Source organism: Rodentibacter myodis (genome assembly GCF_001999305.1).
Lineage (GTDB): Bacteria > Pseudomonadota > Gammaproteobacteria > Enterobacterales > Pasteurellaceae > Rodentibacter > Rodentibacter myodis.
In genome coordinates, this window is sequence record NZ_MLHQ01000025.1 from 19454 (window position 1) to 33048 (window position 13595).

18 protein-coding genes and 2 tRNA genes are annotated in these 13595 nt (G+C 39.8%); 11 read left to right on the forward strand and 9 right to left on the reverse strand.

Going from position 1 to position 13595, the window contains the following annotated elements:
• The first annotated feature begins 4 nt into the window (after nucleotides 1-4).
• The 4 genes from narQ to rpoH all read left to right on the forward strand — a co-directional run bounded on the left by narQ (nucleotide 5) and on the right by rpoH (nucleotide 4086).
• Nucleotides 5-1708, forward strand: coding sequence for a nitrate/nitrite two-component system sensor histidine kinase NarQ (gene narQ, locus BKL49_RS09330; RefSeq protein WP_077424799.1), 1704 nt, complete (start codon nucleotides 5-7; stop codon nucleotides 1706-1708).
• A gap of 9 nt (nucleotides 1709-1717) precedes the next feature.
• Nucleotides 1718-2743, forward strand: coding sequence for a UDP-N-acetylmuramate dehydrogenase (gene murB / locus BKL49_RS09335; RefSeq protein ID WP_077424801.1), 1026 nt, complete (start codon nucleotides 1718-1720; stop codon nucleotides 2741-2743).
• Between the two features lie 56 nt (nucleotides 2744-2799).
• Nucleotides 2800-3114 carry a DUF2322 family protein gene (locus tag BKL49_RS09340; protein ID WP_077424803.1) on the forward strand — a complete coding sequence of 105 codons (315 nt, stop codon included), beginning with the start codon at nucleotides 2800-2802 and terminating at the stop codon, nucleotides 3112-3114.
• Nucleotides 3115-3243: 129 nt separating this feature from the next.
• Nucleotides 3244-4086, forward strand: coding sequence for an RNA polymerase sigma factor RpoH (gene rpoH / locus BKL49_RS09345; RefSeq protein ID WP_077424805.1), 843 nt, complete (start codon nucleotides 3244-3246; stop codon nucleotides 4084-4086).
• Nucleotides 4087-4133: 47 nt separating this feature from the next.
• On the opposite strand, the gene plsY is transcribed toward rpoH, so the two are convergent.
• Nucleotides 4134-4733, reverse strand: a complete 600-nt coding sequence (gene plsY / locus BKL49_RS09350) for a glycerol-3-phosphate 1-O-acyltransferase PlsY (protein WP_077424807.1) — start codon at nucleotides 4731-4733, stop codon at nucleotides 4134-4136.
• 84 nt (nucleotides 4734-4817) lie between these two features.
• On the opposite strand from plsY, the gene folB reads away from it, so the two are divergent.
• Nucleotides 4818-5171: a dihydroneopterin aldolase gene (gene folB / locus BKL49_RS09355; protein ID WP_077424809.1), complete on the forward strand. Its 354-nt coding sequence runs from the start codon at nucleotides 4818-4820 to the stop codon at nucleotides 5169-5171.
• 171 nt (nucleotides 5172-5342) lie between these two features.
• Here the strand turns inward: folB and rplI are convergent, their stop codons facing one another.
• The 5 genes from rplI to infA form a co-directional block, all read right to left on the reverse strand.
• Nucleotides 5343-5792 carry a 50S ribosomal protein L9 gene (rplI, locus tag BKL49_RS09360; RefSeq protein ID WP_077424811.1) on the reverse strand — a complete coding sequence of 150 codons (450 nt, stop codon included), beginning with the start codon at nucleotides 5790-5792 and terminating at the stop codon, nucleotides 5343-5345.
• Nucleotides 5793-5808: 16 nt separating this feature from the next.
• Nucleotides 5809-6036 (reverse strand): 30S ribosomal protein S18, encoded by a 228-nt coding sequence (gene rpsR / locus BKL49_RS09365; protein ID WP_005598105.1) that lies wholly within the window; start codon nucleotides 6034-6036, stop codon nucleotides 5809-5811.
• A gap of 11 nt (nucleotides 6037-6047) precedes the next feature.
• On the reverse strand, nucleotides 6048-6374 hold the full coding sequence (gene priB, locus BKL49_RS09370; protein ID WP_077424813.1) for a primosomal replication protein N: 327 nt from the start codon (nucleotides 6372-6374) through the stop codon (nucleotides 6048-6050).
• Nucleotides 6361-6738: a 30S ribosomal protein S6 gene (rpsF, locus tag BKL49_RS09375; RefSeq protein WP_059367800.1), complete on the reverse strand. Its 378-nt coding sequence runs from the start codon at nucleotides 6736-6738 to the stop codon at nucleotides 6361-6363. Before rpsF ends, priB begins: the two co-directional genes overlap by 14 nt.
• 186 nt (nucleotides 6739-6924) lie before the next feature.
• Nucleotides 6925-7143, reverse strand: a complete 219-nt coding sequence (infA, locus tag BKL49_RS09380; RefSeq protein WP_013746899.1) for a translation initiation factor IF-1 — start codon at nucleotides 7141-7143, stop codon at nucleotides 6925-6927.
• A gap of 206 nt (nucleotides 7144-7349) precedes the next feature.
• On the opposite strand from infA, the gene rsmA reads away from it, so the two are divergent.
• The 4 genes from rsmA (at nucleotide 7350) to BKL49_RS09405 (ending at nucleotide 11188) form a co-directional block, all read left to right on the forward strand.
• Nucleotides 7350-8210: a 16S rRNA (adenine(1518)-N(6)/adenine(1519)-N(6))-dimethyltransferase RsmA gene (gene rsmA, locus BKL49_RS09390; protein ID WP_077424815.1), complete on the forward strand. Its 861-nt coding sequence runs from the start codon at nucleotides 7350-7352 to the stop codon at nucleotides 8208-8210.
• Nucleotides 8211-8252: 42 nt separating this feature from the next.
• Nucleotides 8253-9080 (forward strand): bis(5'-nucleosyl)-tetraphosphatase (symmetrical) ApaH, encoded by an 828-nt coding sequence (apaH, locus tag BKL49_RS09395; RefSeq protein WP_077424817.1) that lies wholly within the window; start codon nucleotides 8253-8255, stop codon nucleotides 9078-9080.
• Nucleotides 9081-9124: 44 nt separating this feature from the next.
• Nucleotides 9125-9757, forward strand: a complete 633-nt coding sequence (locus BKL49_RS09400; RefSeq protein ID WP_425271884.1) for an HI_0552 family protein — start codon at nucleotides 9125-9127, stop codon at nucleotides 9755-9757.
• A gap of 96 nt (nucleotides 9758-9853) precedes the next feature.
• Entirely contained in the window at nucleotides 9854-11188 is a 1335-nt protein-coding gene (locus tag BKL49_RS09405) for an NAD(P)/FAD-dependent oxidoreductase (RefSeq protein ID WP_077424822.1), read from the forward strand.
• A 42-nt stretch (nucleotides 11189-11230) separates the two neighbouring features.
• Here the strand turns inward: BKL49_RS09405 and folD are convergent, their stop codons facing one another.
• Nucleotides 11231-12088, reverse strand: coding sequence for a bifunctional methylenetetrahydrofolate dehydrogenase/methenyltetrahydrofolate cyclohydrolase FolD (folD, locus tag BKL49_RS09410; RefSeq protein ID WP_077424824.1), 858 nt, complete (start codon nucleotides 12086-12088; stop codon nucleotides 11231-11233).
• Nucleotides 12089-12261: 173 nt separating this feature from the next.
• Here folD and BKL49_RS09415 point away from each other — a divergent pair.
• Both BKL49_RS09415 and BKL49_RS09420 read left to right on the forward strand, forming a co-directional pair.
• Nucleotides 12262-12338, forward strand: a tRNA-Pro gene (locus BKL49_RS09415).
• Nucleotides 12339-12390: 52 nt separating this feature from the next.
• Nucleotides 12391-12467: transfer RNA gene (locus BKL49_RS09420), tRNA-Arg, on the forward strand.
• 128 nt (nucleotides 12468-12595) lie between these two features.
• Here the strand turns inward: BKL49_RS09420 and BKL49_RS09425 are convergent.
• On the reverse strand, nucleotides 12596-12985 hold the full coding sequence (locus BKL49_RS09425; protein WP_143530836.1) for a hypothetical protein: 390 nt from the start codon (nucleotides 12983-12985) through the stop codon (nucleotides 12596-12598).
• 227 nt (nucleotides 12986-13212) lie between these two features.
• Nucleotides 13213-13536, reverse strand: coding sequence for a hypothetical protein (locus BKL49_RS09430; RefSeq protein ID WP_077424828.1), 324 nt, complete (start codon nucleotides 13534-13536; stop codon nucleotides 13213-13215).
• Nucleotides 13537-13595 lie beyond the last annotated feature (59 nt).

The following is a 13595-nucleotide window of genomic DNA, read 5'->3' on the forward strand; positions in this document are numbered from 1 at the left end:
GGTTGTGCAAGCAACACATTCTGTTTCCGTCAAAATTGCGAAATATCTTTTTCTGATCATTATTATCGCCGGCATTATCAGTTCCTTGAGTTTGGTGATTATGGCGGGGAATAAATCCGATGCGCAAGCCATTAATGTATCCGGTTCTTTGCGTATGCAGAGTTATCGTTTGCTCTATTTAATGGAAAAATACCCGAATGCCGTGGAAAAAAATTTGCGGTTGTATGAAGAAGGGTTGTATGCCCCAAGTTTAGTGGATATTCAACACCAGCTTTTTACCCCTACCGCACTAAAACAATCCTATCAAATTTTGCTGGAACGCTGGCCGGTGATGGCTGACTTTGCACGGCAAAATAATATTGAACAATATCGACAAAATGTTGCCGATTATGTCCACGATGTGGATTGCTTGGTACTTGAATTACAACGCTTTAGTGAACAAAAATGGATTTTTGCCTTATCCGTGCTGTGTTTTTCAATGTTGCTCATTGTGGGTATGGTTTCTTATGTGATTTGGTTTACCCGTAGAGAAGTGGTTAAACCGCTAAAATTGCTCACCAAAGCCAGTATGCAGGTGCAAATGCGGCGTTTTGATCATCTTCCTCTTGATACGAAAAGCAATAATGAACTGGGTATTTTGGCACGGGTATTTACCCAAATGTCCACTGAATTAGGCAAACTTTATTCCCGACTTGAAGAGGCGGTAAACGAACAAACGCAAAAGTTACGCCAAAGTAACCGCTCTTTAACCACCCTTTACCAAAGTTCTCAGTTGCTTACGGTGAATACAATTGATGATAAAATTCTCAGTCAATTGCTCAATCATATCCGCATCAGCGAACATTTACCTTATATTGCACTCAACATTTTTGGTGCGGAGCATTGGAATGTGGCGTTTGGCGAACGGCAACTTCAGCAAAATTTATGGCAGGAAGAATTAAAAGTTGAAAATGAAACGCTCGGCGTGCTGACTTGGCAGACAGGATTGCCCTGCCCCGATTCAAGAATGATGCAAAATTTGGCACAAATGTTGGCACGTGCGCTTTATTTCCATAAAAATCAACGGCAACAAGAACAGCTTTTATTAATGGAAGAACGTTCTATCATTGCCCGTGAATTACACGATTCTTTAGCGCAAGTTCTCTCATTTTTACAGATTCAGTTGAGTTTATTAAAACACAATTTGAAGAATGAGGATGATAAAGCAAAACAAAAAAGCCTCGCCATTATTGCCGATTTTGAACAGGCACTTTCCGGTGGATATGCGCAGTTAAGGGAGCTTTTGGCAACCTTTCGCCTAACGGTGCAAGAAGCCAATTTGCACTTGGCATTGGAACAAGTGATTGATTCCTTACGTTCACAAACAACAATGAAGATGTGCGTAAATTGTCGTTTGCCCTCACAAAGTTTAAATCCGCAACAGCTTGTACACGTGCTACAAATTGTGCGGGAAGCAACACTCAATGCGATTAAACATTCAAAAGGAAATCTTATTGAAATTAATGCGCAAACAAACGCTGAGGGGGAGTATGAAATTTCCATTCAAGATGACGGCATTGGCATTCCAAGTTTAGACGAGCCGGAAGGGCATTATGGATTAAATATTATGGCGGAACGCAGCAGTCAACTGAATGCCAACTTAACCATTCATCGCCGAGAACAAGGCGGTACGCAGGTCAAAATTACCCTGCCACAGACATTATTTTAGGATTCTCAAATGCAAAGTTTACAACCTTTTCACACTTTTCATCTTGCGGTTTCTGCACGAGAAATTATCGAAGCACAAAATATCGAACAAATTCTGCAAATTTGGAAGCGGGCAAAATCAGAAAATTTACCGGTGCTTTTTTTAGGACAAGGCAGCAATATGCTGTTTTTAGAAGATTTTAATGGCATTGTGATCATCAACCGTTTACGGGGTATCACCCACACACAAGATGAACACTTCCATTATTTACACGTAAATGGCGGTGAAAATTGGCATAATTTGGTGCAATGGTCTTTGCAACAAGGTATTTATGGATTAGAAAACCTTGCCCTAATTCCCGGCTGTGCCGGTTCTGCACCAATCCAAAATATTGGTGCATACGGTGTGGAATTTAAAGATGTATGCCACTATGTGGACGTACTGGATTTAACCTCCGGCGAATCATTCCGATTAACGACGGCACAATGTGAGTTTGGTTATCGGGAAAGTATTTTTAAACATCGTTATCAATCCGGCTATGTGGTGACGGCGGTAGGGTTAAAATTAGCGAAAAATTGGCAGCCTATATTGAAATATGGAACACTGGTGAATTTTGATCCGCAAAGGGTTACGGCACAGCAAGTATTTGATGAGGTTTGCCATATTCGCCGGAGTAAATTGCCGAATCCTGATGAGCTTGGCAATGCGGGGAGTTTCTTTAAAAATCCTATCGTCAGTGCCGAAAAATTTATTGAGCTACAAAAACAGGTTGAAAATCTACCGCACTTTCCACAGTCGGACGGCTCGGTGAAACTGGCGGCAGGTTGGTTGATCGATCAATGTCGCCTCAAAGGTTTTCAAATTGGCGGCGCAGCAGTGCATAAGCAACAGGCACTTGTTATTATTAATCAAGAAAATGCCACAGGGAAAGATGTGGTAGAACTGGCACGTCATATTCGTAAAGCCGTGGCAGAAAAATTTGGTGTCTATTTGCAACCGGAAGTACGGTTTATGGGGGCAAGCGGTGAAGTGGATAGCGAACAAACCATAGCCTGAACCTATCGTGAAAATGTTAATAAAATTGAGTTACACAAAATAATAAGGAAAGCAAAATGAATTTTAAAGAAATTTTAGACAGATTACCTTCTATTGATCACCTAAGCGGTTTAAATGTAAAACAGGGAGATAGCGTTATTCATCATATTCCTGCCGTGGCGGGAAAACTCGGTTCATTGCGTGTTTATAATGCTTTGAGTGAAAAATTTAACGGAAAATTAGACCGCACTTCCGCCCAACAAGGGATTGAATGGTTTGCGGAACATATTGAGGATGCCAAAGCCAATCCGGGCAAACATCCGAATATTGATTTGCTCTTTAAAGTACGTGATGAAAATCAACAATTCACCCTTGAAATATTAAAAAAATAATTGGAAAGTTTGAACTTTTGATTGGTAAAACCTGTCTTATAAAACAAATTCATTCAATAAGACGACTTATTGTGATATAACTAACGCCAATTTACCAATTGGCAATCGCTAAGAGAAATAAGGAAAACAATGGATAAAGAAACACAAATGATGCTAATTCCTCAAGGCAGTATCGAAGGCTATATTCGTGCAGCAAATGAATATCCAATGCTGACCGCAGAGGAAGAAAAGGAATTGGCAGAGCGTTTGTATTATCACGGAGATATTGAGGCGGCAAAAAAATTGGTGTTGTCTCATCTTCGCTTTGTTATTCACGTTGCGCGTGGTTATTCCGGTTACGGATTACCGCAAGCAGATTTGATTCAAGAGGGCAATATTGGCTTAATGAAAGCCGTAAGACGTTTTAATCCTGAAGTGGGTGTGCGTTTGGTTTCCTTTGCCGTGCATTGGATTAAAGCGGAAATTCACGAATATGTACTTCGTAACTGGCGTATTGTGAAAGTGGCAACCACCAAAGCTCAACGTAAATTATTCTTTAATTTGCGTAAAACCAAACAACGCTTGGGTTGGTTTAATGATAATGAAGTGGATATGGTGGCAAATGAGTTAGGCGTTTCCAAAGAAGATGTGATGGAAATGGAATCTCGAATGACCGGTGCGGATTTAGCCTTTGATTTGCCGACAGACGACAATGAGGAAAGCTACTCGCCTTCACTTTATTTGGAAGATAAAAGTTCTAACTTTGCCGCCGAACTTGAAAATGAAAACTTTGAAAATCAAGCCGTGGAGCAATTAGGCGTTGCTTTGCAAAGTTTAGATGCCCGTAGCCAAGATATTATCAAAACCCGTTGGTTGGATGATAACAAAGCGACATTACACGAGTTAGCGGCGAAATATAATGTGTCTGCGGAACGTATTCGACAACTTGAAGCCAATGCACTTAAAAAATTAAAAAGTGCGGTCAATTTCTAACGTATTTTAAAAATGAAAACCTGCCCAATGGCAGGTTTTTTATTGCATTATTTTTTCTTAAATTTAGACCACATTTTTTCTTCTTGCCCACGCCATAGACGTTGAATATTGTCGTGATGACGATAAATCAATAAGCAACAAACAAGCGCAACAGGAAAGGTAAATTCCGGTTTAAACCACCACACATAAAAAGGCACAAGTAATGCGCTAATCACCGCACTTAAAGAGGAATAACCGCTAATTAAAAAGACGACAAGCCAAGTGCTTAATGTTGAACCGGCGACCGCCCAAGCAATCGGGGCGATTGCACCAAATGCTGTGGCAACCCCCTTTCCCCCTTTAAATTGAAAGAAAATAGGGAAAATATGCCCAAGACAAGCCCCCAATGCCACCATACCTAATTCAAACTGTGTTAAGCCTAAATAATAGCCTGCCCAAACCGGTAACATTCCTTTCAAAATATCAAAAATTAATACGCCTAATGCCGTCCACTTCCCACTAATGCGAAGAACATTGGTTGCACCGGGATTATTTGAGCCATTTTGACGAGGATCCGGCAAACCTGCCATTTTACAAATTAAAATCGCACCGGAAATTGAGCCAATGAGATAGGCGAATATCATATAAAAAATGGCAAATAGGCTCATTTAGCACCTCGGAAGAATAAATTGGTTCGTTATTTTACCTAAACTTGATAGCATACGCCTACAATAATTTTGGAGGAAACGAAGATGGATCGTATTTTTATTGAGGAACTTACCGTATTCGCCCAAATCGGTGTTTATGATTGGGAGCAACAAATTAAACAAAAACTGGTTTTTGATATTGAAATGGCTTGGGATTGTCGTAAGGCAGCGGAAACGGATGATGTGCAATATTGTTTGAATTATGCGGAAGTAAGCCAATTTATTTTAGATTATGTTCAAGGAAAACCATTTTTACTTGTAGAAAGCGTGGCTTATGAAGTCGCCGAGCAATTACAACAACGTTTTGATATTCAATGGCTATGTTTAAAACTCAGTAAACCAAAGGCAGTTGCACAGGCTCGTAGTGTGGGAATTATTGTAGAACGAGGTACGTTATAAATTCCACAAAATTAGGGAAACATTATTTTTCCTTTCGACATTTGCGAAACAATACCGAAAATACATTAAATTTTGACCGCACTTTAAATCAAAGTAACTTTAATAAAATTTGTTTTTATCCCTACAAAAAAACCCGACCAAAGTCGGGTTTTCTTTTATCAATAAGATAAATTATTCAGCAACAACGATAACGTTTAATGATGCGAATACTTCACTGTGAAGTTGGAAACGAACATCGTGATCACCAAGAGTACGGATAGGACCGTTTGGTAAACGAACTTCGCTTTTCGCAATTTCAACGCCTGCTGCAGTCACTGCTTCAGCCACATCACGAGTTGTGATTGCACCGAATAAACGACCTTCATCACCTGCTTTAGATGCGATTGTCACTGATTCTAATACTGTAACTTGTGCTGCACGTGCTTGTGCTGCTGCAAGATTTGCTGCTGCTGCCGCTTCTAATTCGGCACGACGAGCTTCAAAATGTTCAATGTTAGCTTTAGTTGCCATAACCGCTTTACCTTGTGGGATTAAGAAGTTACGGGCAAAACCTGATTTAACATTAACTTGATCACCTACATTACCTAGGTGAGCGATTTTATCTAAAAGAATTACTTGCATTACCGTATCTCCTTAATTACTGATGGTTGTCAGTGTATGGAAGTAACGCTAAATAACGCGCGCGTTTGATTGCACGGGCTAATTGACGTTGGTACTTCGCACGGGTACCGGTAATACGGCTTGGTACAATTTTGCCGCTTTCAGAAATGTAGTTCTTTAATGTAGCGATATCTTTGTAATCGATTTCTACAACATTTTCCGCTGTGAAACGGCAGAACTTACGACGACGGAAATAACGTGCCATGTGGCTGTCTCCTAATCTATAAATTCGATTTGCTCGGCATGTAGCACTAATTGATTTAAACCGGTTGAGGTTTTATGTGAGGTAATGAAACCTACAATCAAAAGCCGACTGCCGACCGTAATGCTTTGAGTTTTTTCTACTAATTGATTGCCGCTTACTTGAATTTGCATTTTTAACCACGCTTGGCGTGATAATCCGCTTTCGATTTTCTCGGAACGATGTTCCAACCAAAAACGACAATGCTCGATTCCGTTTGGGCTTTTGGAACGCTTTGGCAATTGAGTCACAACACCCAATAACGAAAAGCGATTATCAATATTTGAATTACTCTTCAGCATCCTCAAAATCGTTGTTTTCAACTTCAGCTAAAGCTTTACGATCATCTTTTGCTTTAACCATTGGGGACGCTTCTGTTACGGCGTGCTTAGTGTGGATAACAAGACTGCGTAATACAGCATCGTTATAACGGAAAGTCGTTTCTAGCTCGTCGATTACTTGTTGAGGCGCTTCTACATTCATAAGCACATAATGTGCTTTGTGTAATTTGTTAATTGGGTACGCTAATTGACGACGACCCCAATCTTCTAGGCGATGAACTTGACCGCCGGCTTCTTTTACAGAACCGGTATAACGTTCAATCATACCTGGTACTTGCTCGCTTTGGTCCGGATGAACCATAAACACGATTTCGTAGTGACGCATTACTGCTCCTTACGGGTTAATCAGCCTTTGACGTAGATTAGCCACCAATCTGCAAAGGCAAGGAACGAAAATTCAATGTGGCTAAGGGTTGCGGATTATACATAAAATTTTTCCTTCCGCAACCAATTTGCGCCATTTTTAAACAAAAAGAAAGCCGATAAAATCGGCTTTGCAGTTGAAATCAAATTAGCGACTACGGAAAACAATACGTCCTTTGCTCAAATCATAAGGCGTCATTTCTACCGTCACTTTATCGCCGGTTAGAATACGAATATAGTTTTTACGCATTTTGCCTGAAATGTGGGCTGTCACCACGTGACCATTTTCTAATTCCACGCGGAACATTGTGTTTGGTAAGGTTTCTAAAATCGTACCTTGCATTTCAATGCTATCTTCTTTTGCCATTGTATCCTCTAAAAAATAACGTTTTTTTGACCGCACTTTGGGTCAATCTTTTACAAAAAACGCGCGGATTATAGCCGTTTTTCACTTTATGCGAAAGGTGAAAATAAAATTGAGGAGAAAAAAGTCAATTTGGTTCATCGTTGTAACGATTTACAATCAAAAAACAGGCTCTATAATGAGCAAATTTTCGCAAAAAATGGAATATTATGAGTTCAAAAACACATTTAGGACATACCGCCCGCAAACGCTTCGGACAAAACTTTTTACACGACAATAACGTTATTCAAAATATCGTGGCGGCAATTTATCCGCAAAAAAATCAATTTTTGGTTGAAATCGGCCCCGGTCTTGGGGCATTAACCGAACCCGTTGGCGAACAGGTTGATCATTTAACCGTGGTGGAACTTGATCGTGATCTTGCCGAACGTTTACGTCATCACCCTTTTTTACACCAAAAACTTAATGTGATTGAAACCGATGCAATGCAGTTTGATTTTAGCACACTTTATGCGGAACAAGCGCAGGAACCAAAGCAAAAACTACGCGTGTTTGGCAACCTCCCCTACAATATTTCAACGCCATTAATGTTTCATCTGTTTAAATTTCACGATGTGATTCAAGATATGCACTTTATGTTGCAAAAAGAAGTGGTGAAACGCTTGTGTGCCGCACCGAACAGTAAAGCCTACGGACGTTTAACCATTATGGCGCAATATTTTTGCCAAGTGATGCCCGTGTTGGAAGTGCCGCCAACGGCATTTAAACCCGCCCCAAAAGTCGATTCTGCGGTGGTGCGTTTAATTCCACACAAGGAATTGCCTCATCCCGTAAAAGATTTATATTGGCTAAATCGAGTGTGTACACAAGCCTTTAATCAACGCCGTAAAACCTTGCGTAATGCCCTTTCTACATTATTTTCGGCGGAAAATTTGACCGCACTGGGGGTGGATCTAAACGCTCGTGCAGAAAATCTCTCCATTGCAGATTATGCCCGTTTGGCGAATTGGCTTGCGGATAATCCACCACTTGATGTGCATAAAGCGGAAATTGTCGATAGTGATGTTTAGCGGTGGTTTTGTTTAACCTTTCACGAAAAAGAGCGGTCAAAAATGGCAACGTATTTAGTGGGTGATTTGCAAGGCTGTTTTGATGAATTACAGCTTTTGTTAGAGAAAGTACAGTTTAATCCTGCCAATGATAAACTTTATTTGGTGGGCGATCTCGTTGCCCGTGGTGATAAATCCTTGGAATGTTTACGTTTTGTCAAATCATTGGGCAAGGCGGCACAAACCGTATTGGGGAATCACGATTTACATTTAATTTCAACCGCACTTGGTATTAAAAAAATTAAACCCCGCGATCGGGTTGAACCCATTTTCCAAGCTGATGATGTTGAAGAACTGATTAATTGGCTTCGTCATCAACCTTTAATGGTACATAATGAAAATCTCGGTTTTGTCATGGCACACGCCGGTATTTCGCCGGATTGGGATCTTGCCACCGCGAAAACCTGTGCGAAAGAAGTGGAAGATGTGTTACAAAATGGCGATTTTCACACCTTACTTTCGCAAATGTACGAAAACTATCCCGATCGTTGGTCTGCCGAGTTAGCCGGCATAGATCGTCTGCGTTATATTATTAACGTGTTCACCCGTATGCGTTTTTGTTATTGGGATCATCGATTGGATTTCGACTGCAAACTTCCTCCCAAAGATGCGCCTGCCGAGCTTACCCCTTGGTTTAATTTGGATAATCCGCTTTATCGCCAAATCCCTATTGTGTTCGGACATTGGGCAAGTTTGGTGGATGAAAAAACGCCGTCAAATATTTATGCCCTTGATACCGGCTGTGTATGGAATAATCGAATGACAATGCTACGTTGGGAAGATAAACAAATTTTCACACAAAGTGCGGTCAAAAATTACCGTGATTTTTAAGATGAAATGCGCCTTGAGCGCATTATTTTTGGTGAGGAAAAATGATGATAACACCGACTTTATCCGCACAATCTTGCGAGCTTTTCAATATCCCTTTTTTCCAATTTGCTCAAATGAAAAAATTTTGTCCGCAGGAAATTCCTGCGATCAAAGCCCGTTATAAAAAGGAATGGGATAATTGGAAAGCACTGATTCAAGCGGTTTCCACCCAACTTGGTACGCCTTTTGCCAAACCGCATATTGAAAGTTGGACAAACGGTTGGCAGGTGCGGGCGCATTTCTTCGCTTATTTCAAATATGAATTTAATCAACATTCCGCCGCCATTTTTTCAGTGTTATTGAATCGCCGCCGCCTTTCTGTCAGCTTGGATTGGCATTGTTATCGTGCAGATCGCTCGCAAATTAATGTGCAACAATACAATCAATGGTTGGATCATTTTGATTTTTCTACCTTTGCCGGTTTTGATTTATGGCGGGGTGATGAAAGTGAATATGCCGATTTTCAACAAGTCAACCAATTTACGCAACGAGATCTTCTGTTGCGTAATGAGGAAGATTTTTGGTGTATTGGCAAAAATATTGAAAAAGCGGATCTCACCAAATTAGATGCCGTCACCTTTATTACAGAGACTATTCGTTCCCTTATGCCGCTTTATGAACAGGCTCATCAGGCTTAATTTTTCGTTTTCTTAAAGAACATTCCAATTATTTCGTGCTATCATTACACCAATTTAACATTTTTAACAAAATTAAATCATTTTAGGAGTATTTTTATGAAAAATGTTGTAATCGTTGGCGGGGGAGCCGGTGGTATTGAACTGGCAACCTTTTTAGGCGATAAGCTAGGACGTAAAAAGCAGGCGAAAATCACCTTGGTGGATCGCAATGCAACCCATCTTTGGAAGCCTTTATTACACGAAATTGCAACCGGTGTAATGGATGACGGCATAGATTCGTTAAGTTATCGCGCTCACGGTAAAAATCATTATTTCAGCTTTGAACAAGGGTCAATTATTCGTATCAATCGCGAGCAAAAATATGTGGAACTTGCTCCGGTTTATGGTCAAGAAGGCGATATGCTCGTAGTTGCCCGCCGTATTCCTTATGATTATTTAGTCGTAGCGATTGGCAGTAAATCTAACGATTTCAACACAAAAGGTGTCGCGGATAATTGTATTTTCTTAGACAGTTCCGATCAGGCATTACGTTTCCAAAATAAAATGTTGGAATTATTCCTGAAATTCTCTGAAAACCGTGCATTAGACGACATTGGTGAAGAAGAATTTAAACAAAACTTAGTGGATGAAAATAAGGTGAATATCGCCATTGTTGGCGGTGGTGCAACCGGGGTGGAATTGACCGCCGAGCTTTATCACGCGGCTGAAGATTTATCCTCTTACGGCTATGGTAAAATTGATAGTAGCTGTTTACAGGTTACCTTGATTGAAGCCGGCCCTCGCTTATTACCGGCATTGCCGGAAGATTTATCTTCTGCCGTCTTGGATGAACTTCGTGAAATGGGGGCGAAGGTAAAACTCGGCACAATGATCACCGAGGCTCAGCCTAATACATTGCTCACCAAAGAGGAAGAAGAAATCAAAGCAGATTTAATTGTTTGGGCGGCAGGCGTTCGTACTTCAACCGTTACACAAAATTTTGATGGTTTAGAACTTAACCGAACCAATCAATTAGTGGTGAGAGAGACCTTACAAACCACCGTAGATGACAGTATTTTTGCGATTGGCGACTGTGCCGCATTAATGCAAGAAAACGGAAAATTAGTACCGCCACGTGCGCAAGCAGCCCATCAAATGGCAAAAGCCTGTGCGAAAAATATTTTTGCGATCTTTAATAACAAACCATTAAAAGCCTTTAAATATAACGACAAAGGCACGCTGGTTTCCCTTTCCAGCTTCACGGCATTAGGCAGTTTAACCAATAAATTTGGTAAAAATCCTTTAACCGTACACGGAAAATTTGCCCAATTTGCCTATGTTTCTTTGTATAGAATGCACCAGCACGCACTGCACGGCTGTATCAAAATTGGCTTGATTATTTTAGTGGATAAAATTAATCGTTATTTGAAACCAAGATTAAAATTACACTAACCCTGAAAACCAAAGTGCGGTCAAAATTGACCGCACTTTTTGTTATCTTAAATTGTTGTAGTGTTCATAAGCATAAAGCGTATTATGCATTAGCATTGCCACCGTCATCGGGCCAACCCCCCCCGGCACAGGTGTGATATAAGCCGCCTTTTGAGCAGCCGCCTCAAATCCAATATCGCCGACTAATTTACCTTCAATACGGTTAATTCCCACATCAATAACCACCGCCCCTTCTTTTACCCATTCACCGGGAACAAGGTTTGGCTTCCCTACCGCCACAACCAACACATCGGCTTGTCGCACGTGGCTTTCAAGATCTTTGGTAAAACGATGGGTCACCGTCACCGTTGCACCGGCAAGTAATAATTCCAAAGACATTGGGCGACCCACAATATTTGATGCCCCCACAATCACCGCGTGTTTACCGTGTAAATCAATGCCCGTGGTTTCCAATAATTTCATTACACCGTAAGGCGTACAGGCTCGCAAAGTTGGAATACGTTGGCACAACCGCCCTACATTGTAAGGGTGAAATCCGTCCACATCTTTTTTCGGATCAATTCGCTCAATAATTGCTTCTGAATTAATCTGTTTTGGCAACGGCAACTGAACCAAAATGCCATCAATATTTTTATCTGCATTTAACTTATCAATTAAAGCAAGTAATTCTTGCTCGGTTGTCGTCTCCGCCAAATCATAGGATTGTGAAACAATGCCTACTTCTTCACAACTACGCCGTTTACTCCCCACGTAAACCTGAGAGGCAGGGTCGGCACCGACAAGGATAACGGCAAGTCCGGGGGCGCGTTTCCCTGTATTGCAATATTGCGTTATTTTTTGTGAAATTTCTGATTTGATTTGTTTGGCGAGTGCGATACCCGAGATAATTTGTGCGGTCATTGGGAATCCTTAATGATAAGACGTAAACGTCTGCTATTTTATCCGACAACGGGAAAATTTACAAAATCAAATAGGGCGAAGAAAAAATTGAGATAATTTTAAGCAGTTAAACATAAAAATCATAAAAATTGATTGACTGAATAAGAAAGCAGATTATAATTGCCCGCACTTGTCGGCGAGTAGCGCAGCTTGGTAGCGCAACTGGTTTGGGACCAGTGGGTCGTAGGTTCAAATCCTATCTCGCCGACCACTTCTTTTATATTTCCCTCGAAATTTCATACAAAAGATGTATCCCTTAAAATGCGCCCTTAGCTCAGCTGGATAGAGCAACGCCCTTCTAAGGCGTGGGTCAAAGGTTCGAATCCTTTAGGGCGTGCCATTTAATTTATTATTCGTTATAAAGTATTACCTACCTAAACAACTAGCTATGTCAACTTAAATCAAGAAATTACTTTGATTAAAGTAAATTAAAAACATACGTTTAATATACATTCTTTAACTCAAATTTTATGTGTTTTCTCTTTGGATTACTAGATCACGAATATATTCACTTAGCTGATGCAATTCTCTTTTTCTATCTTCTCCCAATACCTCTACATCTCCGTTTTCAGACACATCTAGCCCTATTAATTTATGATACTTTTCACTTTGTTTTAAACAATCTATATAGATACGTAATTTTCTGGAAGATCCCTTCCTTCCTTGCAATATTTTTTTAAACGAATCAATTGATATTCTATTGTTTTCATTAGTATCGTAAAACTCAAAATGTTTTGAATAATATTCCTCGATCATTTCAACTGCAGTATTTTGAGTTATGCCTAAAAAATGAATTATTTCTCTTAATTCAGAAAGTAATTTTTCATACTCTTGTTCATTTGATGATTTTTTCATCATTTTTACCCTAATTGTCCACTATCAATCCTCTATACTTTTCATTGCTGGATACAGCAAGAAAGAAACAAAAAGTAATTTCTAAATATAGGAGAAAAAAATGACAGTTAATAACACAGGAAACCCAAACCCTAACTGGCCAAGTAAAACCGGCAATCGTTCAGGTAATGGACGTGGAAATAATCCACCTAAAAAATAACAAACAGAGTGGCATTAAGCCACTCTTTTATTTATAAACAATTTTCAAGATTCTCTTCAAATCTTTTCTTTACATTATAAAACTTAAAGTTCTCGTATGTTTCTGCCAATGCACAAGCACACAAATTACGTTGTTCTCTATACTTATAACTAGACTTCATACAAGCGTTCATTGACTCATATACTTGAATTATATCATTTTTTGTTTGAAATATCTCTGGAGCTTCTGCAAGGATATATCCCGTGACAAGAGAGCCTGCCATTGGTACTATTAACTTTGTTGTTAACCTTATTCTTGTTCCACAAGTTGGACAATTTGTTTTAATCAATTTAGGTATATAATTCTTATTTTTCATAGTGTCCTACCAATATAAAATTAATTACTTTTTGATTTCAAATATTTAATCAAATACTT

Bases quoted from the DNA above. Each gene is read 5' to 3' on its own strand.
- murB (WP_077424801.1), top strand. From the start codon at position 1,718: ATGCAAAGTTTACAACCTTTTCACACTTTTCATCTTGCGGTTTCTGCA.
- BKL49_RS09340 (WP_077424803.1), top strand. From the start codon at position 2,800: ATGAATTTTAAAGAAATTTTAGACAGATTACCTTCTATTGATCACCTA.
- rpoH (WP_077424805.1), top strand. From the start codon at position 3,244: ATGGATAAAGAAACACAAATGATGCTAATTCCTCAAGGCAGTATCGAA.
- plsY (WP_077424807.1), bottom strand. From the start codon at position 4,733: ATGAGCCTATTTGCCATTTTTTATATGATATTCGCCTATCTCATTGGC.
- folB (WP_077424809.1), top strand. From the start codon at position 4,818: ATGGATCGTATTTTTATTGAGGAACTTACCGTATTCGCCCAAATCGGT.
- rplI (WP_077424811.1), bottom strand. From the start codon at position 5,792: ATGCAAGTAATTCTTTTAGATAAAATCGCTCACCTAGGTAATGTAGGT.
- rpsR (WP_005598105.1), bottom strand. From the start codon at position 6,036: ATGGCACGTTATTTCCGTCGTCGTAAGTTCTGCCGTTTCACAGCGGAA.
- priB (WP_077424813.1), bottom strand. From the start codon at position 6,374: ATGCTGAAGAGTAATTCAAATATTGATAATCGCTTTTCGTTATTGGGT.
- rpsF (WP_059367800.1), bottom strand. From the start codon at position 6,738: ATGCGTCACTACGAAATCGTGTTTATGGTTCATCCGGACCAAAGCGAG.
- infA (WP_013746899.1), bottom strand. From the start codon at position 7,143: ATGGCAAAAGAAGATAGCATTGAAATGCAAGGTACGATTTTAGAAACC.
- rsmA (WP_077424815.1), top strand. From the start codon at position 7,350: ATGAGTTCAAAAACACATTTAGGACATACCGCCCGCAAACGCTTCGGA.
- apaH (WP_077424817.1), top strand. From the start codon at position 8,253: ATGGCAACGTATTTAGTGGGTGATTTGCAAGGCTGTTTTGATGAATTA.
- BKL49_RS09400 (WP_425271884.1), top strand. From the start codon at position 9,125: ATGATAACACCGACTTTATCCGCACAATCTTGCGAGCTTTTCAATATC.
- BKL49_RS09405 (WP_077424822.1), top strand. From the start codon at position 9,854: ATGAAAAATGTTGTAATCGTTGGCGGGGGAGCCGGTGGTATTGAACTG.
- folD (WP_077424824.1), bottom strand. From the start codon at position 12,088: ATGACCGCACAAATTATCTCGGGTATCGCACTCGCCAAACAAATCAAA.
- BKL49_RS09425 (WP_143530836.1), bottom strand. From the start codon at position 12,985: ATGATGAAAAAATCATCAAATGAACAAGAGTATGAAAAATTACTTTCT.
- BKL49_RS09430 (WP_077424828.1), bottom strand. From the start codon at position 13,536: ATGAAAAATAAGAATTATATACCTAAATTGATTAAAACAAATTGTCCA.